Below are 22,752 nucleotides of genomic sequence, written 5' to 3'. Positions count from 1 at the left end.
TCTCGCCTGACGGAATATTCCTTCGGACGCCGTCGCGCGTCGTCAGCGCTACCAACCAAACGCCGCTTCGGGACGCAACCGTATTCAGCCAGCTGGCTTCCTGGCTGCGGGATCGGCTTTGGCGACCTTGACGCCCGCATTCGCCAGCAGCACGCGGGCGGCTTCCTTCGCCGCGCGCGCCATGGCCGGATCGTCGCGCACCAGGTCCTGCGCGATCGAGCCGTCGACCAGCAGCGTGAGCTGGGTCGCCAGTCCCTCGGCATCGGCGACGCCGAGTTGCCGCAGCAGGTCGCGAAACCAGACCCGGCGGCTTTCCTTGAAGGCAACGGCGATGTTTCTGACGGTCCGGTCCTCGTCCTCCGGGCCGAGTTCGGCCACCGCGTTCACGAACGGGCAGCCGCGAAAATCCCGCGCTGAAAAGCGCCGCTCCAGCGAATCGAAGGTCGCGAGAATCTGCTCGGCCGGCGGCTTGTCGGAGGGGCGGGGCTGCACGAAGCGGCGCTGCAAGTAAGCCTCGATCAGCGCGTCCTTCGACGGGAAGTGATTGTAGAGCGTGCGTTTGCTGATGCCGATCTCGGCCGCGATGGTGTCGACGCCGATGGCGCGAATGCCTTGCAGGTAGAACAGCTTGTCAGCGGTCTCGAGGATCCGCTCTTTCATGGCCTGTTTGGGAGGCGGGGAAGCCATGCGCCGGCCGTGATCCTCTTTGCTTGACAGCTCGCCCCCTGTATAGCCTAAGTACACAGGTCTGTGTAACCAAAACAAGCGTGAATTGCAGGCTGCGGCACGCGTGCCGTGCCCATTTGGGAGAACAAGAACAATGCCCCTGTTGCAGGTCCTGCGTCCCACGCTTCCCATTCTGATCGGTGCTTCCATCATGCTCACGCTGAGCATGGGGCTGCGGCAGAGCCTCGGCATCTTCATGCAGCCGCTGACGCACGACATCCACATCTCGATATCCGATTTCACGCTGGCGCTGGCCGTGCAGAACCTCGCCTGGGGCTTTTTGCAGCCGCTCGCCGGTGCGATGACGGTGCGGTACGGCTTCCGCCCCATCATGGTGGTCGGCGCACTGCTCTATATCGCGGGCCTGGTGCTGATGACGACCGCGCATGGGCTGGTCAGTGTCATGATCGGCGGCGGCGCGTTGATCGGCACCTCGCTGGCCTGTACCGCGGCGGCGATTGCGATGTCGGTTGCCGCGCGGGCGGTGCCGGAGACGGTGCGCTCGACCGTACTCGGCATCGTCTCCGGTGCGGGCTCGCTCGGCGCGCTGCTCTCGGCGCCGCTCGGCCAGATGCTCAATGAAGGGTTCGGGTGGCGCGTCGGGCTCGCCGGCTTTGTCATCCTGTCGATCGCGATGATTCCGGCCGCCTGGTTCGCAGGGCGTGTCGACAGCATTCCGTTGCCGAAGCCCGCAGCCGACGATATCGGCAATGCCACCGCGGCGACCGCGGCAAAGACCGCGTTCGGCAACGCGTCCTTCGTGGTGATGACCTGCGCCTACATGGTCTGCGGCATGCAGCTCGTCTTCCTCACCACGCATCTGCCGTCGTATCTGGCGATCTGCGGGCTCGATCCGATGCTGAGCGCACAGACGCTCGGCATGATCGGCGGCTTCAACGTGCTGGGCTCTCTGTTCTTCGGCTGGGCCGGCCAGCGCTGGAACAAGCTCGCGCTGCTCGGCGCGATCTACATCCTGCGTTCGCTGGCGCTCGCCTGGTATTTCATGCTGCCGGCGACGCCTGCCTCGACGCTGCTGTTCGGCGCCATCATGGGCTTCCTCTGGATGGGTGTCGGTCCGCTGGTCGCGGGTGCGGTGGCCGAGATGTTCGGGCTGCGCTGGCAGGCGATGATCCAGGGCCTCGCCTTCATGAGCCACCAGGTCGGCAGCTTCCTCGGTGCGTATGGAGGCGGGGTGATCTACGACTCGCTCGGCTCCTACACCATGGCCTGGCGCATCGGCGTCGCGCTCGGCCTTGCCGGCGGCATCATCCAAGTCGCGTTCGCGCTGATCCGGCCGTCGCAGCCGCCGCTGCTCAAGACCGCCTAGCGTCCGATCCGACAAGATCGGCGACTGCCCCGTGTGTGGGCAGTCGCTGTTACTGCCTATTTTTACATCGATTGTTTGCTGCGAGAACGTGCAGCGGCGCGCGCCATTGTCCCGTGCGGGGATTGAAGTGGCAGCGCTTTCAAAGCGTTATTCCGTGCGCGCCGATGGCACGAATCTTGATTGAATATGGCTAGGAATCGTGCCGGAAGCCGTCGCTGAGGTTTCTGGCCTGGGGGCCTATGGGAAGGGCTGGCCGCGATGAGGCTAGGAGCCCGTCCAGATATGTTTTCGTGACGGGCATTTGTTGTAGAGTAGCAGGCTCAGGCTGCGTTTGCGAGGTTGAACAGCTTGAGGAGGTTATGGACGGTGCAGATCATTGTCCACTCGGCGCGCACTTTCTCGATGCCCCGCAACAGGAACTGGCGGAAGCCTCTTGCCTGTTTGATCTGCCCGAACACCGGCTCCACCACTTGCTTTCGCAATCGGTAGGGTGTTTCGAAGCCGCCATCGTCGATCTTCTTTCGCATGGCCTGTGTCAGCGGGCCGCCGACTTTTCCGTTCGCTACTGTCGGGTGCTTGGCGCGTCCGGGCGCGACATAGCCATCGATGCTGCGTGTGTCGAGCGCTTCGAGATTGGCTTCGCTGCAGTAGCCGGAATCCGCTGAGGCCTGCCGCGGCTTGCGGCCAAGATTGCTCTCGATGGCCTCGATCAGGGGCACCAACTGGCCCTGATCGCTGCCGTGCTGGGTCAGTTCTTGCGCGACAATGATCTGGGCATGTGCATCGACGGCCGCCTGGGCATTATAGGCCTGAACGAAGCCATCCTTCGACTTCATGATGCGGCTTTCCGGATCGGTGAAGTTGCGTTGCGCCTTGGGATTGGGTTCCTCCGATGGCAGCGCCGCCGGTTTGCCCGGCTTCTTGCGGCCTTCGGCCTGGCGCTGCTGTTCCTTTTCGGCCTCGATGCGGCGCTCTTCCTCCGCCGCCAGTTTGGCGTCCGCTTCCAGCGCCGCCATCGCTTGCTGGATCTTCGCCAGCCGTTTCTGCTTGTCGACGGTCCAGTCCGGCAGTTCGTCGCTGTTGCCGAAAGTCTCATCCTCCGAGGCATCCGCCGCCTCGGCGGCCGCCAGCATGCGAGCGACCTCGGCCTTCAATTCCGCCTCGCGCTTCTTCATGCGCTCATAACTCATCGCCTTGTGTTTCGACGCGTTCGCCTTGATCTTCGTACCATCCAGCGCGACATGACCGAGCTTGACCAGCCCGGCCGTCTCGCACAACTTCAGAACCTGCACGAATAGCGCGCCGAGCGCCTTCAAATGTCGCTTGCGAAAGTCGCTGATCGTCCGAAAATCCGGCGCATCCAGCGCCACGATCATCACAAAATCGTTCCGCTCCCGGCAGGCCTTGGCAATCCGACGCGACGAATACAGCCCACTCGCATAGCTATGCAGCAGCAGCGCCACCATCATCCGCGGATCAAACGGCGGCTGCCCAAGCCCGCTCACATAGCTGCCCATGATCTCCCTGAGATCGAGGCTCTCCCGCACCAGATCAACCATAAACCGCGAGACATGGCCTTTCGGCACGAAGTCCTGCACATTCGGCGGCAGAAGCAGCGTCTGATCGATGTTCCAAGGCCGAAAATACTTGCTCATCGCCCAATGTTGAATCAGACCCGACCAGATTTGAACAGCGACTATCCAGACAAGCTCCTAGGCTCACGAAAATGAAACCGCCGCCCCGCCTTCCCGGCACCGCAAGACCCCGCCGCCTGTCCAGGCCCAGGGCGGAGGGATCGCCAGCGACGCCGAAGGGATCGCTCCTCCAGCGCATCGCTTGCGGACAATCACCAGAACGGGCGCGAGCGTCACGCCGATACAGCGGCAAGCACAGGGCATGTTCGGCGCAGCGGATCGACGCCGATGCCAATTTCGCGCGTGACAACATTCGCATGGCGAGGACGCTGACGCGGTGTCGGGAAACGGGTGGGATCGGACGCCGTCCAATCCCACACTATGGTCAGATCGAATGTCCCAAGGATACTGCCATGTCCGCCGATACGCCTCGCCTGCCGGCCACCTTCAATCGTCTGGCCTGGTCCAACCTCGCCGCGCAATCGGCCGAGCAGATCGCGCTTGCGGCTGCGCCCATCGTCGCCGTGCTGCTGCTCGGCGTCGGCGAAGGCCAGACCGGCCTCTTGCAGACCGCACTGACGCTGCCCTTCATCCTGTTTGCGATCCCCGCCGGCCTGTTGACCGACCGCGTGTCGCGGCGCTGGGTGATGGCGGGCTCCGAGGCGTTGCGCGCCGCGGCCCTTGCCGCGATCCTGCTGTTGTTGTGGCTCGGCCTGATGACGCTGCCGCTGCTCGCTCTGCTCGGCTTCGTGGCGGTTTGCGGCACGGTCGCCTACGGCGTCGCAGCGCCTGCGCTGGTCCCCTCGCTGGTGACGTCACAGCAATTGCCGGCCGCCAACGCCCGCATCGAGCTTGCCCGCACCGTCGCCTTTGCCAGCGGCCCCGCGCTCGGCGGCGTGCTGGTCGGCTGGGTCGGCGCTGCGCCCGCGTTCGGCTTCGCCGCGGCGCTGTCGGCGATCGCAGTCGTGCTGCTCGCCGGCATCTACGAGCCGGCGCGTCCGCCCGCACCGCGGCGTCATCCGCTGCAGGACATCACGGAAGGCGCGGCCTTCGTGATGCACCACGCTTTGCTGCGGCCGGTGTTCATCACCCAGTTCATCTTCAACACCGCATCCTTCTTGCTGCTCGCGGTGTTCGTGCCCTATGCGGTGCGCCATCTCGGGCTCAGCGCCACCGGGGTCGGCACGACGCTTGCGATGTACGGGGTCGGCATGGTGGTCGGCGCGCTGTTCGCAACCCGCGTGATGAAGCGGCTGGCGTTCGGCACCGTGATCGGGCTCGGCCCGGTCACCGGCTTCGTCGCCGCGGCCGTGATGGCGCTGACGACGTGGTTTCCGACACCGCTGCTCGCCGGCCTCAGCTTCTTCCTGCTCGGCGTCGGCCCGATCCTGTGGGTGATCTCGACCACCACGCTGCGGCAGTCGGTGACGCCGCCTTCGCTGCTCGGCCGCGTCTCGGCGATCAACATCATGAGCTACGGCGCCCGCCCGCTCGGCTCCGCGCTCGGTGCCATCGTCGGCGGCCTCTACGGCGCCGAAGCCTGCCTCTACCTCGCGGCCGCGATCTTCGCCGCCCAGGCGCTGGTGATCCTGATGTCGCCTGCGGTGTCGCTGACACGGCAGCCCGACATGGTCGGCGAGCCCGTGCGCTGCTGATCAGCTCGCCAAGTACCGTTCATACTTGCCGCCGACGACCTCGTCGGCGGCAACGGCCGAATCCAGCGTATAGAGATCCTGCGCGTGGCCGATCCCGCGCAGCACGAAGCGGCCGGTAGAGACCAGATAGTTGCGGCCGGCGGCGTCGAGCCCGGTGCGGAAGTCGGTCGAGGTCAGCAACTCCCGGTCGACCGAGGCGCACATCGAGGCGATCCGGCTGACCTCGTTGACCGCAGGTCCGACCACCGTGAAATCGAGGCGGTCCTCGCTGCCGATATTGCCGTAGAAGACCTCGCCGACATGGAGCCCGACATAGGCTGATGTGGTCGGTCGCCCCTCGTTCTCGCGGCGATCGTTCAGCACCCGCATATTATGACGGAATCTGTGCTCGGCCCGCAGCGCCGCGCGCTTGGCGCCCGTCATGTTCTCGCTGGTGAACATCGCCAGCACGCCGTCGCCGATCAGCTTCAGCACCTCGCCGCCGGCATCATGGATCGCGTCGATCGAGGCCTGGGCATAGTCGTTGAGGAACGGAATGATCTCGTCGGGGCCGATGCGCTCGCTGATCGCGGTCGAGCCGCGCACGTCGGAGTACCACAGCACGGCCTTGATCTTCTCGGTGATGCCGCGCTGCATGCGCCCGCGCAGCACCTGCTCCGCCGTCTCGCGGCCGAGATAGACCCGCCCGAGCGTGCGGGCGATCTCGACCTGCGCCGCCGATTTGATCGCGAGCCCGAGCACCGGCACCAGGTCGCGCAGCGCCGCCATGTGGTTGGCATCGAACCCGTCCGAATGGCGGGTGGTGTAGTGGGAGTAGAAGCAGTCCATCTCGCCGATCGTGCCGGCCTCGCCGAAGCGATGCACGAACGCGGCGAAATGCTTGTGGCCCTTCTCGGCGAGGTCGCCGATCATCGAAAAATCGTGCGAGCCGGTGAGATCGATCACCATCTCGTCATGGCCGTTTTCGAGCATGTGGTAGAAGGCCGACCGCCGCCAGTTCTGGCTGGCTTCGCCGCTGCTGGTCGAGCCGTATTCGAAGATGTCGGCCTCGTTGCTCTCGCCGTCATTCCAGCGGAAACCGCGTCCCTCGAAGATCGGATGCAGGGTGTCGATGAACACGATCGCCCGCGACAGCGGCATGCCGGCGGCCCGGCACCGCTCGCAGAAGCCGCGCAGCAGGTCGTTTTCCGGCAGGCCGGTCAGACCCTGTCGGACCAACCAATTCATGAGGCGCAAACGGGGCGTCAGTTCCATACTTTGGATTATGCCGGGCAATTGGTGCGGGAGGAAGGGCTGGTCGTCGCGTGACAGATGCGGACGCCGATGCAGCATTGCAAGGCCGCCCGCCTCACCATTTCGCGCGGAACACCGCCGCTGAAGCCTGAGATTCCCGCTTCCCTTTGCTGCGGCCTTCGCGCACAAGAGCGCATGGACAATGATGCTGCCCCGCCAAATCCGATCCGACGCTTCATGCAATGGGCGATCACCCCGCCGCAAGCCTATGGGGTCTATCTTGCCGGCCTCATCCTGATCTTCACCCTGTCGTTCTACGCCGGCACGCTGAAGCCGAAGCACGTGCCCGGCCCGCCGCCGACCGCACCATCAGCCCCGCGCAGCTGATCAGGCCGGTTTGGTCTCCGACGTCGCGATCCAGATTCCGGCGAATACCGCGATCAGACCGACGACCAGATTGACCGTGATCGGCTCCCCGACCAGCTGCTTGGCAAGCAGGCCTGCGGCGATCGGATTGACCGTCATGGTGTTGGCAACACGGGTCGGCGATGCCCGCTCCAGCGCCAGCACCCACAGGATGAAAGCGAGCGCGCCGCCGGCTATTCCGAGATAGAGCCCGGCGATCCACTGCGGCGAGCCGAAATCGCGGAGGATCGCCAGGCTGCCGGTGAACATCCCGACCGCCGCCAGCGCCGCCGCTCCCGCGCCCATGCCCACGGCGAGGAAGCCGAGCGCGCTGGAGCGGCGGATGAACGGTCGCGACAGCACGTTGTAGAACGCCATGCAGAGCACCGCGGCGGCCATGATCAATTCGCCGCGCCATGCCCCCGGTGGCGCCGCCGACAGCCCGGATGCCAGCGCCGCCGCCACGCCGAGCACGGCAATCGAGACCCCGGCCGATTTGCGCATCGTCAGCGGTTCGATGCCGAGCAAGGCGCCGACCACCATGGTGGAGAGCGGCAAGGTCGCCAGCGCAAGGCTGGCGCGCGCCGCGGTCGTGTAGGACATCGCGAGATTGTAGAGCACGAAGAACACTCCGAAGAAGGCAACGCCGAGCGCGGCGACCGCCGGCAGATCCTCGCGCCGCGGCCATTTCGCGCCGAGCAGGACCGCGGCGGGGAGCACGCAGAGAAACCCGATCGCCCAGCGCAGGATCGCCAGCGTGATCGGGTCGGCGTTACCAGCCAAATAGCGAGTGATCGCCGCCGCCGTACCGCCGAGGCAACTCGAGACCAGTGCAATCGCAACGCCGATCCACTCGCCCATCCTGCTCCCCATGCGTTTCGTGTTCGCTTGTGGCATCTTGCCGAGTGAGATCATTCCGGCAACTACTTCACAGGTATTTTCGGCAGGTATCCATGTCGCAGCAGCACGATTTTGCAGCCAGCCTGCGTTGGTGGCGGCAGCGCAAGGGCCACTCGCAACTCGAGCTCGCCGGGCGCGCCGATATCTCCCAGCGCCATCTCAGCTTCCTCGAGCTCGGGCGCGCCGCACCGAGCCGCGACATGGTGATCCGGCTCGCCGCGGCGCTCGACGTGCCGTTGCGCCAGCAGAACGCGCTCTTGGTCGCGGCCGGCTTCGCGCCGGTATGGCGGCAAACCGACCTTGCCGCGCCGGAGCTCGCCCAGATCCGTCACGCGCTGGATTTCATACTGGCGCAGCAGGAGCCGTTTCCCGCGGTCGTGGTCGACCGGCACTGGAATCTGTTGCTCGCCAATGCAGGCGCCGGACGGCTGGTGGAATTCCTGGTCGGGCCGCTGGCTCCCGGCACGCCGATCAATCTCGCCGACGCGCTGGTCGCGCCCGACGTGCTGCGCCCCTATCTCACCAACTGGACCGAGGTGGCCGGCTATTTCGTCCGCAGCGTCGAAGCCGATGCCGCCGCCGACGGCACTACCGCGACGGCGGAATTGCTCAAGCGCCTGCTGGCCTATGACGGTGTCGAGGCCGCGTCGGCCGCGCCGCCTGCGGGGCCCGCGTCCGGACCGGTGCTGCCGATGCTGTTCCGCAAGGGCGATGTCGGCCTGCAGCTGTTCACCACAATCGCAACGCTCGGAACGCCCCAGGACGTCACGCTGCAGGAGCTGCGCATCGAAAGCTTCTTTCCGATGGACGAGGCGACGGCGCAGCTGTTTCGGAATTGGTCGAAAGCAAATAGCGCCAAAGCGGCTCAATCATAGAAGTCCGGCGACATTTTCAGCCCGTCGCGCTGCGCCTTGTCGTGGTTGATCCAGAGCTGCGCCTTTTCCTTGGTCAGCGTGTCGGCGATCTTCTGCATCGAGGCCAGCGTCTGGTCCTTGCTGGCGTTCAGGCTCGGCACGCGCCGATTGTCCCAATTATCCTTGAAGTGAACGGCATCACCGGTCAGCACGACTGCACCGGTCTTCGGCAGCTTCACCAGCAGCGATTGGTGGCCGGGCGTGTGGCCCGGTGTCGACAGGATGGTGACGCTGCCGTCGCCAAACACGTCGCGGTCGCCTTCCAGCTTGGTGACGGGATGCTCAGGCTTGAAGCGCGGCGCGTTGTTGGTGCCAGGCCACTCATATTCTGCCTTCTGCACATACAGCATCGCGGCCGGGAACAGCTCGACATTGCCGATGTGATCGGGATGGGTGTGCGAGACGGCGATTGCCTTGATGTCCGACGGCTTGACCCCGAGCTGGTCGAGCTGCGCGGCGAGCGTCTTCGGCCGCCGCCAGGTGACCGCCTTGGGATCGGCAGGCGCAAGGCCGTTCTGCATCGCCGCCACCGCGTCGGGAATGCCGGTGTCCCACAGGAACCAGCCCTGCGCGTGTTTGATCAGATAGCAATTGTCGACGAAGTCCATCGACTTGCCTTCATTCACGCCGGGCGACCAGCGCGAAATGTCACCGGCACGCCCTCGCCGCAGTTGAGGATGTACAGTTTCTCGACGCCTGAATTCGCCGGCTGAGCGCCGGCCTGCGGCGTCGCACCCGCGACCCACAGCAACATCACGAGACCGATTGCCTTCTTCATGTTGCCCTCCGTTGGCCCGGCGTAACACATCAATGCGCGTGGTCGTGATCCGGACAGGTCTCGACTTCGACCGTGATGTGGCTGAGGCCGGACAGGCCGCCGAGCCGGCGCTTGTAGGTCGCAGGCGGCAGCGGGTGATCCGAGACCACCGAGATCACGGCGGCACGGTGGCCGGGGCCGACCTGCCACAAATGCAGGTCGGTGACGCGGTCGCCCTTGGCTTCGATGCGTTTGCGGATGGTGGTCTCCAGATGCGCGTCGGCGCTGACATCGAGCAGCACGGCGCCGGCCGCGCGGATCAGGCCATAGGCCCAGCTCGCGATCACGATGCTGCCGATGATGCCGACCAGCGGATCGGCCCAGACCCAGTTCGCAACCATCGCGACCAACAGCGCGCCAATCGCCAGGATCGACGTCGCGGCGTCGGCCAGGACATGGACATAGGCGGCACGCAGATTGTTGTCGTGGTGATGGTGGTGGTCATCGTGATGACCGTGATCATCGTCATGGCGATGATCGTCGCCATGGCCGTGATGATGGTGATGATCATGGTCATCGCGCAGCAGCCAGGCGCTGGTCAGGTTGACGACGAGACCGAGCGCCGCGACCATGATCGCCTCGCTGTAGGCGATCGGCACCGGGTGCAGCAGCCGGTCGATGCTCTCCCACGCAACCTGGATCGCGACCATCGCCAGGATGATCGCGCTGGAGAACGCGGCGAGATCGCCGAACTTGCCGGTCCCGAACGAGAAGCGTGCATTGCCGGCCTGGCGCCGCGCCAGCAGATAGGCGAGCCCTGCGATGCCGAGCGCGGCCGCGTGCGTCGCCATGTGCCAGCCATCAGCCAACAGCGCCATCGACCCGGACAGCCAGCCTGCGACGATCTCGCCGACCATCATCACGGCCGTAAGCGCGACCACGATCCAGGTCCGGCGCTCGTTCTGGGAATGCCCGGCGCCGAGGAAGACGTGCTCGTGGGTCCACTGATCGATCGAATGCGAGTGCATGGCTATTCTCCGAGAAACTGCGCGATGGCGATGCGATCAGCGCCAGTGCTAAAGCGCGATGAGATGAGGGTGAGTCATTGTCGCGCCTTAGCTTCTTGTCTGAGCATCATCTTTTCGGAAAACCGCTTCGCACTTTTCCGGATCATGCTCTAGACCATTTCGGCCGGCGCCAGCCGGCAGGTCTCGCTGCTGATTTCGACCTGCAGCGTAGCATGGTGGATGCTGAACCGCTCCGACAGCTTTGCACAGACCTGATGCAGGAACGCATCGTCATGTCCGCCGGGGCGCACCAGGTGTGCGGTCAACGCGGTTTCGCTCGTGCTCATCGCCCAGATGTGCAGGTCGTGTACCTCGGTGACGCCCTCGAGCGCGGCCAGATAATCCCTCACTTCCTTGAGATCGATGCCCCTCGGCACCGCGTCCAGCGCGAGGTTGACGCTGTCGCGCGCAAGTTCCCAGCCGCTCAGCAATACGACCACGGCGATGACCAGGCTGATCGCGGGATCGAGCCATTGCCAGCCTGTCGCCATGATCAGCAGCGCGGCAACGACGACGCCGAGCGAGACGCCGGCATCGGCCGCCATGTGCAAATAGGCGCCGCGGACATTGAGGTCGCTGTCGCGGCCGCGCATGAACAACAGCGCCGTGCCGCCATTGATCAGGATGCCGAGCGCCGCGACCCAGACCACGGTCCAGCTTGCCACCTCGGCAGGCTCGCGGAAGCGGTTGATCGCCTCGACCGCAATGCCGCCGACCGCGATCAGGAGCAGCCCGGCATTGAACAGCGCCGCCAGGATCGAGGCGCGGCGGTAGCCATAGGTGTGGGTATCGGTCGGGCGCTTGCCGGCGAGCCACGCCCCGCCCCAGGCCAGCAGCAGCGCGATGACGTCGGAGAGATTGTGAACCGCGTCGGAGACCAGCGCCAGCGAGTTGGCGGAATAGCCGAAGATCAGCTCCGCGATGACGAAGGCGGTGTTGAGCGACGCGCCGATTGCGAAGGCCGCGCCGAAACTGTCGGGCGTGTGGCTGTGCCCGGCATGGGAATGCCCGGCGTGGGAATGCTCGTGAGAATGACCGCTGTGGTCATGGTCGTGGTCGTGATTGTGCGCCATGGCAACCGTCGCCCGATATCATCGGCTGCGGTTATAGCGCGGTGAAATGTGGATACTATCACACCGCTGGCGGCGCTCCGTAGCCCGGATGGAGCGCAGCGCAATCCGGGATCGTTGCCAAATGTGACAGCGGCCCCGGATTTCGCGGAGCCCGTCATCGGGCGCGCATTCGCGCGACCCGTTGGCTCCATCCGGGCTACGCTTCCACTACTCCACGCCGCGGTTGAACTTGTTCGACTTCGGCAGGCCATGGGCGAGCCGGCCGGCGTCGGCGCGGTTGCCGCGCCAGTCGGCCAGCTCCTTCAGGGTCATGCTGTGCTCGCGGCCGGCGGAATCCTTCCAGGTCAGGCCGGTCTTGGAATCGAACACCGCGACATCGGACAGCGAGGCACTGGTGTATTTCTGCAGGCGCATGCCGCGGCCGCGCGCCATCTCCGACACCTGGTCGAGACCGAACAGCACCATCTTGTGGTTGGTGCCGATCACCGCGACGGTGTCGCCGGTTACGGTCGTGATCGCACAAGCTTCGTTCGGCGCATCGACGATGAGCACCTGCTTGCCCTTGCGGGTATTGCCGACGCAGTCCTCTTCCTTGACGACAAAACCCTGCCCCTCGCTGCTCGCGATCAGGAACTTGCGCTCGCCCTTGTTGACGAACAGCGAGATGATCGCGGCGTCCTGCTCGAGGTCGATGAACATCCGGATCGGCTCGCCATGGCCGCGGCCGCCCGGCAGCTTGGCGACGTCGAGCGAGTAGAACTTGCCGTTGGTGGCAAACAGCAGCAGCTTCGAGGTGGTCTCGGCAAAGAACGAGTGCTCGAGCTTGTCGTCGGTCTTGAAGGCGAGCCCCGAGAGATCCTCGACGTGCCCTTTCAGCGTCCGCACCCAGCCCTTCTCGGAGATCACGACGGTGCACGGCTCGCGCTCGACCAGCGCTTCCTCGATCGCGGCGAGATCATGCTCGGGCGCATCGGCAAAGGTGGTGCGGCGCTTGCCGAGCGGCGTCTTCGGCCCAAAGATGTCGCGGACCTTGCGCACCTGGTCGCTGACCTTCGTCCATTGTTCGGTCTCGGAGCCGAGCAGGCCCTCGAGGCCCTTCAGCTCCTTGCGCAGATCCTTGTCCTCGGTGCGGATCTCCATCTCCTCCAGGCGGCGCAAATTGCGCAGGCGCATGTTGAGGATGGCATCGGCCTGGATGTCGGAGAGCTTGAAGGTCTTCATCAAGACCGGCTTCGGCTCGTCCTCGGTGCGGATGATCTTGATCACCTTGTCGAGGTTCAGATAGGCGACGAGGTGGCCGCCCAGCACTTCCAGGCGGTGCTCGATCTGGGTCTTGCGGAAGTTGGAACGCCGCACCAGCACGTCGCGCAGATGGTCGAGCCATTCGCGCAGGCACTCGGCGAGGCCGACCACCTTCGGGATACGGCCCTTGATCAGCACGTTGAGGTTCAGCGAGATCTTGCTTTCCAGCTCGGTCAGCCGGAACAGCGACTCCATCATCAGCGCCGGATCGACGGTGCGCGACTTCGGCTCGATGACGAAGCGGACGTCCTCCGCGGATTCATCGCGCACGTCGCCGACCAGCGGCAGCTTCTTCTGGTCGAGCAGCTCCGAGATCTTCTCGTGCATACGCGACTTCTGCACCAGCCACGGGATTTCGGTGACGACGACCACCCAGGCGCCGCGGGCGCCCTCCTCCACCGACCAGCGGGCGCGGGTCCGGAACGAGCCGCGGCCGGTGGTATAGGCCTCGATGATCGATGCCTTGGAATCGACGACGATGCCGCCGGTCGGGAAGTCCGGACCCTTGACCCATTTCAGCAGCGCCTTCGACTTGGCGTCGGGCTTCTCGATCAGATGCAGCGCGGCGTCACAGAGTTCGGCGGCGTTGTGCGGCGGGATCGAGGTCGCCATGCCGACCGCAATCCCCTGCGCGCCGTTGGCGAGCAGATTCGGGAAGCCGCCCGGCAGCACCACCGGCTCTTTGGTCTGGCCGTCGTAATTGGCGCGAAACTCGACGCCGTCCTCGTCGATGCCTTCGAGCAAGAGCCGCGCGACCTCGGTCATGCGCGCTTCGGTGTAGCGGTAGGCGGCCGGATTATCGCCGTCGATATTGCCGAAATTGCCCTGGCCGTCGACCAGCGGGTAGCGCGAGGAGAAATCCTGCGCCAGACGCACCATCGCGTCATAGATCGCCTGGTCGCCATGCGGATGGAACGAGCCCATCACGTCGCCGACGATCTTGGCCGACTTCTTGAAGGCCGCGCGCGGGTCGAGCCCGAGCAGGTCCATGCCGTAGAGGATGCGCCGGTGCACCGGCTTGAGCCCGTCGCGGGCGTCCGGCAGCGCACGATGCATGATGGTCGAGAGCGCATAGGCGAGATAGCGCTCCTCGAGCGCATCACGCAGCGGCACCTCGTGAATCTCGGCCGGCTCTTCCGGCGGTATCTGTCGTTTTCCCATGGGGAGGCGTTAAACCCTGGCGGTGAATCGGGCAAGCCGCGAATCAGCGGGAATTTAGGTTGCGAATCGGGCTTAAGGAACCGCGGTCCGGCTCCGCCGCCGGGTCACGGCGTTGATAAATCCGTCGCGGGCGTCGGAATGGCCCTGGCCGCGCGGCTCCAGCACGTGGCGGAGCAGGAACAGGCCGGTGACCTGGAAACCGTCGAGCAGGTCCTGATCCGACCAGCTGTTCGCGCCGCCTTCGCCTTCGCGCAGGAATGCCGGCAGCGGCAGCAGCCGGTCGCGCCACGGCTCGCCGGCGGCGCGGGACACGGCGCCGCCGGATTTCGGGGACACGTAGACCTGGTCGGTGGTTTCCCCGGTGGCCGCGCAGTTGTCCAAATCGAGGCCGAAGCCGAGCTCGGTCAGCATCGCCAGCTCAAACCGGATCAGGTGCACGGCGGCAACGCCGGCGTCATCGAAATCGTCGAGCGTCCCCTGCAGCATCTCGTAGATGTCTTCATGCGGATCGCGCTCCGGCAACAACCGCGCCAGCGCCGCCAGATGCGTGACGCCGTAGACGGCGTGCGACGAGGCCAGCAGCGTTGCCGCCCGCAGCCGGGTGCCTTCCAGCACATACATCCCGAGATGCTCGTCGAGCCGCGCCCGCCACACCGCGGTGACGCTGTTGCCGGGCTGCAGCAGCGGCCGCATCCGCGAGCCGGCGCCGCCGCGCACCAGGCCGAGATGGCGGCCATGCTGGCGCGTCAACAGCTCGACGATGGCAGAGGATTCGCCATGCCGCCGCACCCCCAGCACGATGCCTTCGTCGGTCCATTCCATGGTTGCAAAAGTATCATGTGGGGCGGATCAGCGCAGCGTAATCCGCCGATATCGCCAGGAAGTTACACCGCGGGTTACGCTTCGCTAACCCGCCCTACGCAGGCTTACGCGTTGAACCAGCCTTGGGCGTCACCGGTGAAGGAATAATACAGCCCGGCCGTGGTCAGGATGCAGGACACCACCTCGATGGCGCTGTCGAGCTCCAAGCCCCTTTCGCCCATCACCTGCACCAGCGAGATCACCGACAGCACCAGCATGGCAGCCAGCGCCCAGCGCGGCCAGTTCTTGCGGTGCCGCGCGGCGAGCCGGACGAAATACACCAGCAGCAGGATCATGCACCCTGCCGTCAGCGTCTCGCCCGTGATCATCTGCTCGGTCCTCACGGCGGTCGGCGTGCGGTCCTGGAACGCCACCGACAGCGCGTCGAGCGTCAGCGACAGATAGAGCAGCACCTCAAACCACAGCACGTTTCTGGGCACATTCATTGCTCTGGGCACGCTCATTGCTCTGGGCACGTTCAAACGCCGATCTATTCCTTGGGGAATTCCAGTCCCATTTCCCGGTAGCGGTCGGGATCGTCGCCCCAGTTCTCGCGCACCTTGACGAACAGGAACAGATGCACCGGCACGCCCATGATCTCGGCGAGCTCGGCGCGCGCCTGCGCGCCGATCGACTTGATAGTGGCGCCGCCCCTGCCGAGCACGATCTTGCGTTGGCTCTCGCGCTCGACATAGATCGTCTGCTCGATGCGGATCGACTTGTCCTTGCGGTCGGTCCAGCTGTCGGTCTCGACCGTCGACTGGTACGGCAATTCCTGATGCAGATGGCTGTAGATCTTCTCGCGCGTGATCTCGGCGGCCAGATGCCGCATCGGCGCGTCCGACATCTGGTCTTCGGGGTAGTGGAACGGCCCCTCGGGCACCATCTGCGCCAGCGTCCACCGCAGATCGTCGACGCCATCCCCCGACAACGCCGAGATCATGAATGTGTGCTCGAAGCGCATGCGTTCGTTGGCGGCCTGCGCCATCGCGAGCAATTTTTCCCGCTGAACGAGGTCGACCTTGTTCAGCACCAGGATCTTGGGATGCGCGACGGATTCGAGCTTGGCCAGAATCGCCTGCGCCTCCTCGTCGATCCCAGCCTTGGCATCGAGCAGCACGCAGACGAGATCGGCGTCGTGCGCGCCGCTCCAGGCGGTCGACACCATGGCGCGGTCGAGCCGGCGCCGCGGCGCGAAGATGCCGGGCGTATCGACCAGGATGATCTGGGCATTGCCCTCGATCACGATGCCGCGGATCAGCGCGCGCGTGGTCTGCACCTTGCGCGAGACGATGGTGACCTTGGAGCCCACCAGCGCATTGACCAGCGTCGACTTGCCGACATTGGGCGCACCGATCAGCGCGACGAAGCCACAGCGCGTCGCGTCCCCCTGCCCCTCCGCCTGTCCCTTGGCTTCGTCAGTCATTGGTGCCGACGCCTTCACGCTCGATCATGGCGGATGCTGCTGCTTTCTCGGCTGCGCGCTTGTTGCCGCCGAGCCCCTCGGCGGAGGCCAGTCCCGGCAGGTCGACCGCAACGCGGAATTGCGGATCGTGGTGCGGGCCGGTGCGTTCGACCTCGCGATAGACCGGCGTCGGCAGTCCCTTGCCCTGCGCCCATTCCTGCAGCACGGTCTTGGGATCGCGCAGTGGCCGGCGCAGCTTGTGCATCCGTTCGGTCCAGTTGCGCTCGACGAACTGGCGCGCCGCCTCGTAGCCGCCGTCGAGAAAGATCGCGCCGATCACCGCTTCGCAGATGTCGCCGAGCACGGACTTACGCAGCCGCGCGCCCTCGACCGCCTTCACCATGCCGAGCTTGATGTCCTCGAGCAGTCCGAGCGACTTGGCGACGTCGGCGCAGCTCTCCTTGCGCACGAGGTCGGCGAGCCGCTTCGACAATTCGCCCTCGTCGGCCTTCGGGAACGCCCGGAACAGCATGTCCGAGACGATCAGGCCGAGCACGTGGTCGCCGAGAAATTCCAGCCGCTGGTAGCTGTCGGCGCGGTTGCGGGTGGCGGGCTTCAGCGCTGAGACGTGGGTGAACGCGGTGGTCAGCAGCGCGGGATCCGAGAAATTGTACCCGATGCGCGCCTCGGTGCCGGCGATCGCGGCCTTCTCTTCGGCCGACTTGGCGGCCTTGCTGCGCCGCTTCTTCGGCGCAGCCGTGCCATCCGCGGCAGGCGTCGGGCTCGGCTCGCCGGCGGGCGCTTGATCGTTGATGGCTGCGGTGTCGTCGTTCATCGCACGATGGAGAATAGGCGGTTCCACCGCACCGCGAACGGCCAGCGCCAGATCATCCAGGCCTGCTCGCCCTCGGCGATCGAGAAGAAGATCATCTGGGCCCGCCCGATGATGTTCTCGAACGGCACGTAGCCGACCTGCGACAGGAAGCGGCTGTCGGTGGAATTGTCGCGGTTGTCGCCCATCATGAAGAAATGGCCGGGCGGAACGGTGTAGACGATGGTGTTGTCCATGTAGCTGTTGTCGGTGCAGTCCAGCGCCTCATAGCTGACGCCGTTCGGCAGGGTTTCCTTCCAGCGCTTGACGCGGGCGGAGGCATCCGCCGAGCCGCAAGCGTCCTCGCCGATGAAGTCGCTCAGCCGTTCCCGCTTGATCGGCTCATCATTGATGTAGAGCAGCCCGTTCCTGACCTCGATCCGGTCGCCCGGCAGTCCGATGACGCGCTTGATGTAGTCGGTGGAGTCGTCGCGCGGCAGGCGAAACACCACGATGTCGCCGCGGTTCGGCTCCGAGCCGAAGATGCGCCCCGAGAAGATGTTCGGCGAGAACGGGATCGAATAATGGCTATAGCCGTAGGAATATTTCGACACGAACAGGTAGTCTCCCACCAACAACGTCGCCTTCATCGAGCCCGACGGGATGTTGAACGGCTGGAACAGGAAGGTGCGGATGACGAGCGCGATTAGAAGGGCATGGATGACGACGCGGATGGTCTCGCCAAAGCCGCTCTCAGATTTGGTCCCGGTGGTCGCGCTCATTGCTTTCCCAATTCCCGCGGGCCCAGATACCCGCGCGGTGGCAGAACGTTCTCTCCACGCGAAGCGCTCGATCCCCGCGTGAGGAAAATGGCCTTGATTCTGATCTTGAGGGCAAATCCCGACCTAAACCCGAAATTCGCGTCTCGCTCGATATACCCAGCGGGCGTTTTAGACGGTTGTTCGCAAGGGCGCAATCAATCGCCGCCTCAAAACTTCGCAATTCATTGAAATGTCAATGATTTTTTAGTTTGCCGAAGTTTTCCGGCCGATTCCGGCGCCCCCCGCTCATCTGGCCGGGGCAATCGCCGAAATTATGACGAAGGCCTGCGCCAGCGGCCAATCGTCTGTGATCGAGAGATCGATCTGCGCCTGCATGCCCTCGGGCGTCAGTTCCTGGAGCCGGGCCAGCGCCCCACCGGTCAGCCGCATCGACGGCCGCCCTCCCGGCAGGTTGACCACCCCCATGTCCTTCCACCACACCCCGCGCCGGATACCGGTGCCGAGCGCCTTGGAGCAGGCCTCCTTGGCGGCGAAGCGCTTGGCGTAGGTCGCCACCACCATCTTCTCATTGTTGGCCCGGCGCATCGCCTTAGCGCGCTCGGCATCGGTGAAGATGCGATCTAGGAATCGCTCGCCATGGCGCTCGATCACCTTCGCGACCCGCGTGATATCGATCAGGTCGGAGCCGATGCCGATGATCATGCGCCGACTGCGCCTTGCGCCCTGGCGCGGCCGCGGTCCATCGCCGCGCGCATCTCGCGCACCGTCCCGGCGATGCCGACGAACAGCGCCTCGCCCATCATGAAGTAACCGATGTTCAGCTCGCGAATCTCGGGCAGTGCGGAAATCGTCTCCGCGGTCTCATAGTCGAGCCCATGGCCGGCATGGACCTCGAGCCCGGCCGCGTGCGCGAGCTTGGCACCATCGACGATGCGCTTCCATTCGGCCGCCGCCTTGTCCTTGTGACCGTCGACCACGGCGTCGCACCAGCCGCCGGTATGGATCTCGATCACGGGTGCCTTCAGCTTCGCCGCCATCTCGATCTGCCTTGGATCGGCGGCGATGAACAGCGAGACCCGGATGCCGGCATCATTGAGCCGCGCGATGAACGGCGCCAGCGCATTGTGCTGGCCGACCACGTCGAGGCCACCTTCGGTGGTGAGTTCCTGGCGCCGCTCCGGCACCAGGCAGACGGCGTGGGGCTTGGTGGCGAGCGAAATCCGCAGCATGTCGTCGGTCGCCGCCATCTCGAAATTCAAAGGCTTGGAGATCTCGGCCTTGAGCCGCGCCATGTCCTCGTCGCGGATGTGACGGCGATCCTCACGCAAATGCGCGGTGATGCCGTCGGCGCCGGCTTCGATCGCGGCCAGCGCCAGCCGCACCGGATCGGGCCGCGCCCCGCCGCGCGCATTGCGCAGGGTCGCGACGTGATCGACATTGATACCGAGGCGCAGCGGAGGAGCATTTGACATTTTCTTGGACCTGCAAATCTAACCTGTCATGCGCGGGCTCGATCCGCGCGTCCATCTTGTTCGAAAGATGGGCTGCCGGGTCAAGCCCGGCAACGATACCCATTCAACCATTGACGCGCTCGACCTTTGCGACGACGGCCTTGGCGCGCAACTGCGCGATGATAGCGAGGAGATGCTTGAGGTCATAGACCTCAAGATCGATGGTCAGCTCCGTGAAATCCGGCGACTGGCGCGACATGTGGATGTTGTCGATATTGCCGTCGTGCTCGGCGATCACAGTGGCGATCTGGGCGAGGCTGCCGGGCTCGTTGACATTGTGGACCAGGATGCGCGCCGGGAAACGCTGCGGCATGGTCTCGTCGATGTCCCAGCGCACGTCGAGCCAGCGCTCCGGCTCCTCCTCGAAATCCTTCAGCGCCGGCGACTGGATCGGATAGATCGTGATCCCCTCGCCCGGCGTCACGATGCCGACGATCCGGTCGCCCGGCACGGCGCCGCCGTTCGGCGCGAACTTCACCGGCAGGTCGGAATTGATGCCGCGCACCGGGATCACCGAGGTGGCGCGCGCCGGATGCGGCGGGGTCTGCGTCTTCAGCTTGGCGGCGAGCCCCTTCTTGGCGCCATAGCGCACCAGGCGCTCTTCCTTGTAGTCGGGATACATCGCGCGCGCGACATCGGAAGCCTTGATTTCGCCGCGCCCGACCGAGGCCATCACGTCCTCGATCGAGGTCCGCGCGAGCCGCGGCAATGCGCCCTTCAGCTTGTCGTCGGCATATTCGATCTTGGCGCGGGCAAACAGGCGGTCGACGATGCGGCGGCCGAGGCCGGCATACTGGTCGCGTACGGCATCACGGGTGGCACGCCGGATCGCGGCGCGCGCCTTGCCGGTGCGGGCGAGCGCTTCCCAGGCCGACGGCGGCGCCGACTGCGCCTTCGAGGTCAGCACCTCGACCTCGTCACCATTCTGCAGCTCGGAGGACAGCGGCGCGAACTTGCCATTGATCTTGCAGCCGACCGCGCTGTTGCCGACACCGGTGTGCACGGCATAGGCGAAATCGATCACATTGGCGTTGCGCGGCAGCGCGATCAGCTTGCCCTTCGGCGTGAAGCAGAACACCTGGTCGTGGAACAGCTCGAGCTTGGTGTGCTCCAGAAACTCTTCCGGGTTGGCGCTTTCCGAAAGGATGCCGATGGTGTGGCGCAGCCAAGCGAAGGCGTTGGACTCGTGCTTCATCCGCTCGTGCGGCGAGCCCGCCCCTTCCTTGTAGAAGGCGTGCGCGGCGATGCCGAACTCGGCGATCTGGTTCATCTCCTCGGTGCGGATCTGCAGCTCGACGCGCTGCTTACCCGGACCGATCACGGTGGTGTGGATCGAGCGGTAGTCGTTCTGCTTCGGCGTCGAGATGTAGTCCTTGAAGCGGCCCGGCACCACCGGCCAGGTGGTGTGGACGATGCCGAGCGCGCGGTAGCAGGCACCGACATCGTCGAGGATGACGCGGAAGCCGTAGATGTCGGACAGTTGCTCGAAGCCGACCGACTTGCGCTCCATCTTGGTCCAGATCGAAAACGGCTGCTTGCGGCGACCGAACACCCGCGCGGTGATGCCGTTCTTCTGCAGGTTCTTGGAGAGCTGGCTTTCGATCTCGCCGATCAAATTGCGGTTGCGCTCGGCCAGCGCGTCGAGCCGCTGCTTGACCACGGCATAGGCCTCGGGATCGAGCACGAAGAAGGACAGGTCCTCGAGCTCCTCGCGCATCTCCTGCATACCCATGCGGCCGGCGAGCGGCGCATAGATGTCCAGCGTCTCGTCGGCGATGCGGCGGCGCGAGGCCGGCGGCACGAATTCCAGCGTGCGCATGTTGTGCAGGCGGTCGGCGAGCTTGATCAGCAACACGCGGACGTCGTCAGCAATCGCCAGCAACAGCTTGCGCAGATTCTCGGCCTGCTTGGCCTCGCGCGACACCAGCTCCAGCCGCTTCAGCTTGGTCAGGCCTTCGACCAGCGCCCCGATCTCGTGGCCGAAGACATGATCGATCTCGGCGCGCGTCGCCTCGGTGTCCTCGATCGTGTCGTGCAGCAGGGCCGCGACGATCGTGGCATCGTCGAGCTTGAGGTTGGTGAGGATCGCGGCGACCTCGAGCGGATGCGAGAAATAGGGATCGCCGGAGGCACGGGTCTGCGTGCCGTGCGCTTTCATGGCGTAGACATAGGCGCGGTTGAGCAGGTCCTCGTTGGTATCGGGGTTATAGGAGCGGACGCGCTCGACAAGGTCATATTGTCGCATCATGCGCGTCCGCGGCTTGGCCGGCCGCTCCGCCGCGGACGACGCCGGCGCCACCGCGACCGTTTCGGTTGCAGCCTGCATCTGGATGGAACTGCGGCGTCGATACGCCATGAACGCGATGCCTCTCCCGCGGGACCAGAACGTCCCACCTTGCTCAATCTAGTGCGCTTTCGAATGAAGCAGCACCCTGCGCGGGCCTTGGAACCGTTCAATTTCCCGCGCCCGCATAGGACGCACCGTAACAGCGAAATTGTCAACAAAAGCAAAGGCCCGGAGCAATGTCCGGGCCTTTTTCAAATCAATCCGAAACGAGGAGCTTATTCGTCTTCCTCGGGCTGCTCTTCCGGGGGCGCCAGGCCTTCGAGGCCCTTCAGCAGCTCTTCCTCAGTCATCCGCTCGACCGCGACCTCGGTGTCGTCTGCATCAACGCTGGCACCGGCGGAACCGATCAGCGGCACGGTGTCGGGCTCGGGCTCGTCGACCTCGACGAACTTCTGCAGCGAGTGCACGAGTTCCTCTTTCAGGTCTTCCGGCGAGATCGTCGAATCGGCGATCTCCCGCAGCGAGACCACCGGGTTCTTGTCGTTGTCGCGATCAACCGTGAGTTGCGAGCCCGACGAGATCATCCGGGCGCGATGCGCAGCCAACAGGACGAGGTCGAAACGATTGTCGACCTTATCAATGCAATCTTCGACGGTGACGCGAGCCATCTCGAGGCGCTCCGTGGTAAAAGGGACCGAACATGTTGGTTATGAGGGTTAGTTATAGGGCTAGCCCCGGTTTCGCAAGGTAAAATTTGTGATTTGCCTTCCCAACAGGCTCTGATAACCCGGTCTGCCGGGGCCAGAAGGGCCGGAGCGTCTGACGACATGGCTAGGTTGCTGTCCCAGACAAGTAAATCTCTTCATTGCAATGTCAAAGGTCTAGGCTTTTTGCCCTCGCCTCACCATAATTGCGGTGGTGACTGTCGTGGGGAAAGATTC

20 protein-coding genes and 1 pseudogene are annotated in these 22,752 nt (G+C 65.0%); 4 read left to right on the top strand and 17 right to left on the bottom strand.

Annotated features, from left to right (window positions below):
• Nucleotides 1-84 precede the first annotated feature (84 nt).
• Complete coding sequence (locus HAP54_RS33145) at nt 85-687, bottom strand: TetR/AcrR family transcriptional regulator (RefSeq protein WP_166294498.1); 603 nt, start codon at nt 685-687, stop codon at nt 85-87.
• A 133-nt stretch (nt 688-820) separates the two neighbouring features.
• Here HAP54_RS33145 and HAP54_RS33140 point away from each other — a divergent pair, with 133 nt between their 5' ends.
• Nucleotides 821-2,053 carry an MFS transporter gene (locus tag HAP54_RS33140; protein WP_166294496.1) on the top strand — a complete coding sequence of 411 codons (1,233 nt, stop codon included), beginning with the start codon at nt 821-823 and terminating at the stop codon, nt 2,051-2,053.
• Nucleotides 2,054-2,373: 320 nt separating this feature from the next.
• Here HAP54_RS33140 and HAP54_RS33135 read toward each other — a convergent pair whose 3' ends face one another.
• Nucleotides 2,374-3,708: an IS1182 family transposase gene (locus tag HAP54_RS33135; protein ID WP_166202952.1), complete on the bottom strand. Its 1,335-nt coding sequence runs from the start codon at nt 3,706-3,708 to the stop codon at nt 2,374-2,376.
• 392 nt (nt 3,709-4,100) lie between these two features.
• On the opposite strand from HAP54_RS33135, the gene HAP54_RS33130 reads away from it, so the two are divergent.
• Nucleotides 4,101-5,342, top strand: a complete 1,242-nt coding sequence (locus HAP54_RS33130) for an MFS transporter (protein ID WP_166294494.1) — start codon at nt 4,101-4,103, stop codon at nt 5,340-5,342.
• On the opposite strand, the gene HAP54_RS33125 is transcribed toward HAP54_RS33130, so the two are convergent.
• Nucleotides 5,343-6,596: an adenylate/guanylate cyclase domain-containing protein gene (locus HAP54_RS33125; protein WP_166294493.1), complete on the bottom strand. Its 1,254-nt coding sequence runs from the start codon at nt 6,594-6,596 to the stop codon at nt 5,343-5,345.
• A 174-nt stretch (nt 6,597-6,770) separates the two neighbouring features.
• Between HAP54_RS33125 and HAP54_RS33120 the strand changes: the two genes are divergently transcribed.
• Nucleotides 6,771-6,962 (top strand): hypothetical protein, encoded by a 192-nt coding sequence (locus tag HAP54_RS33120; protein ID WP_166294491.1) that lies wholly within the window; start codon nt 6,771-6,773, stop codon nt 6,960-6,962.
• On the opposite strand, the gene HAP54_RS33115 is transcribed toward HAP54_RS33120, so the two are convergent.
• A complete protein-coding gene (locus HAP54_RS33115) occupies nt 6,963-7,841 on the bottom strand; it encodes a DMT family transporter (protein WP_166294489.1) in 879 nt (292 codons plus the stop codon).
• 92 nt (nt 7,842-7,933) lie between these two features.
• On the opposite strand from HAP54_RS33115, the gene HAP54_RS33110 reads away from it, so the two are divergent.
• Nucleotides 7,934-8,755 (top strand): helix-turn-helix domain-containing protein, encoded by an 822-nt coding sequence (locus HAP54_RS33110; RefSeq protein ID WP_166294487.1) that lies wholly within the window; start codon nt 7,934-7,936, stop codon nt 8,753-8,755.
• On the opposite strand, the pseudogene HAP54_RS33105 reads toward HAP54_RS33110, so the two are convergent.
• The 13 genes and pseudogenes from HAP54_RS33105 to rpoZ form a co-directional block, all read right to left on the bottom strand.
• A pseudogene (locus HAP54_RS33105) lies at nt 8,746-9,548 on the bottom strand (N-acyl homoserine lactonase family protein). The gene HAP54_RS33110 and the pseudogene HAP54_RS33105 overlap by 10 nt on opposite strands.
• A gap of 53 nt (nt 9,549-9,601) precedes the next feature.
• The gene (gene dmeF / locus HAP54_RS33100; RefSeq protein WP_166294485.1) at nt 9,602-10,579 is read right to left on the bottom strand and encodes a CDF family Co(II)/Ni(II) efflux transporter DmeF; all 978 of its coding nucleotides are present in this window, start codon (nt 10,577-10,579) and stop codon (nt 9,602-9,604) included.
• Nucleotides 10,580-10,728: 149 nt separating this feature from the next.
• Nucleotides 10,729-11,691, bottom strand: a complete 963-nt coding sequence (locus HAP54_RS33095) for a cation diffusion facilitator family transporter (RefSeq protein WP_166294484.1) — start codon at nt 11,689-11,691, stop codon at nt 10,729-10,731.
• Nucleotides 11,692-11,898: 207 nt separating this feature from the next.
• Complete coding sequence (gene parC / locus HAP54_RS33090; RefSeq protein WP_166294482.1) at nt 11,899-14,154, bottom strand: DNA topoisomerase IV subunit A; 2,256 nt, start codon at nt 14,152-14,154, stop codon at nt 11,899-11,901.
• Between the two features lie 72 nt (nt 14,155-14,226).
• On the bottom strand, nt 14,227-14,976 hold the full coding sequence (recO, locus tag HAP54_RS33085; RefSeq protein WP_166294480.1) for a DNA repair protein RecO: 750 nt from the start codon (nt 14,974-14,976) through the stop codon (nt 14,227-14,229).
• A 104-nt stretch (nt 14,977-15,080) separates the two neighbouring features.
• Complete coding sequence (locus HAP54_RS33080; protein ID WP_166294478.1) at nt 15,081-15,461, bottom strand: hypothetical protein; 381 nt, start codon at nt 15,459-15,461, stop codon at nt 15,081-15,083.
• Nucleotides 15,462-15,505: 44 nt separating this feature from the next.
• Nucleotides 15,506-16,441, bottom strand: coding sequence for a GTPase Era (era, locus tag HAP54_RS33075; RefSeq protein WP_166294476.1), 936 nt, complete (start codon nt 16,439-16,441; stop codon nt 15,506-15,508).
• Nucleotides 16,434-17,255, bottom strand: coding sequence for a ribonuclease III (gene rnc, locus HAP54_RS33070; protein ID WP_166294474.1), 822 nt, complete (start codon nt 17,253-17,255; stop codon nt 16,434-16,436). The genes era and rnc overlap by 8 nt, the downstream gene beginning before the upstream one ends.
• Nucleotides 17,252-18,013 (bottom strand): signal peptidase I, encoded by a 762-nt coding sequence (gene lepB / locus HAP54_RS33065; protein ID WP_166294472.1) that lies wholly within the window; start codon nt 18,011-18,013, stop codon nt 17,252-17,254. Before lepB ends, rnc begins: the two co-directional genes overlap by 4 nt.
• Before the next feature lie 285 nt (nt 18,014-18,298).
• Nucleotides 18,299-18,715, bottom strand: a complete 417-nt coding sequence (gene acpS, locus HAP54_RS33060; RefSeq protein WP_166294470.1) for a holo-ACP synthase — start codon at nt 18,713-18,715, stop codon at nt 18,299-18,301.
• Entirely contained in the window at nt 18,712-19,485 is a 774-nt protein-coding gene (locus tag HAP54_RS33055; RefSeq protein ID WP_166294468.1) for a pyridoxine 5'-phosphate synthase, read from the bottom strand. Before HAP54_RS33055 ends, acpS begins: the two co-directional genes overlap by 4 nt.
• Nucleotides 19,486-19,588: 103 nt before the next feature.
• Entirely contained in the window at nt 19,589-21,880 is a 2,292-nt protein-coding gene (locus tag HAP54_RS33050) for a RelA/SpoT family protein (protein WP_166294466.1), read from the bottom strand.
• 206 nt (nt 21,881-22,086) lie between these two features.
• Nucleotides 22,087-22,479 (bottom strand): DNA-directed RNA polymerase subunit omega, encoded by a 393-nt coding sequence (gene rpoZ, locus HAP54_RS33045; RefSeq protein ID WP_016844003.1) that lies wholly within the window; start codon nt 22,477-22,479, stop codon nt 22,087-22,089.
• Nucleotides 22,480-22,752: the final 273 nt, after the last annotated feature.

Source organism: Bradyrhizobium sp. 2S1, assembly GCF_011516625.5.
Classification (GTDB): Bacteria; Pseudomonadota; Alphaproteobacteria; order Rhizobiales; family Xanthobacteraceae; genus Bradyrhizobium; species Bradyrhizobium septentrionale.
This window is presented reverse-complemented; position numbering and strand designations above follow the sequence as displayed.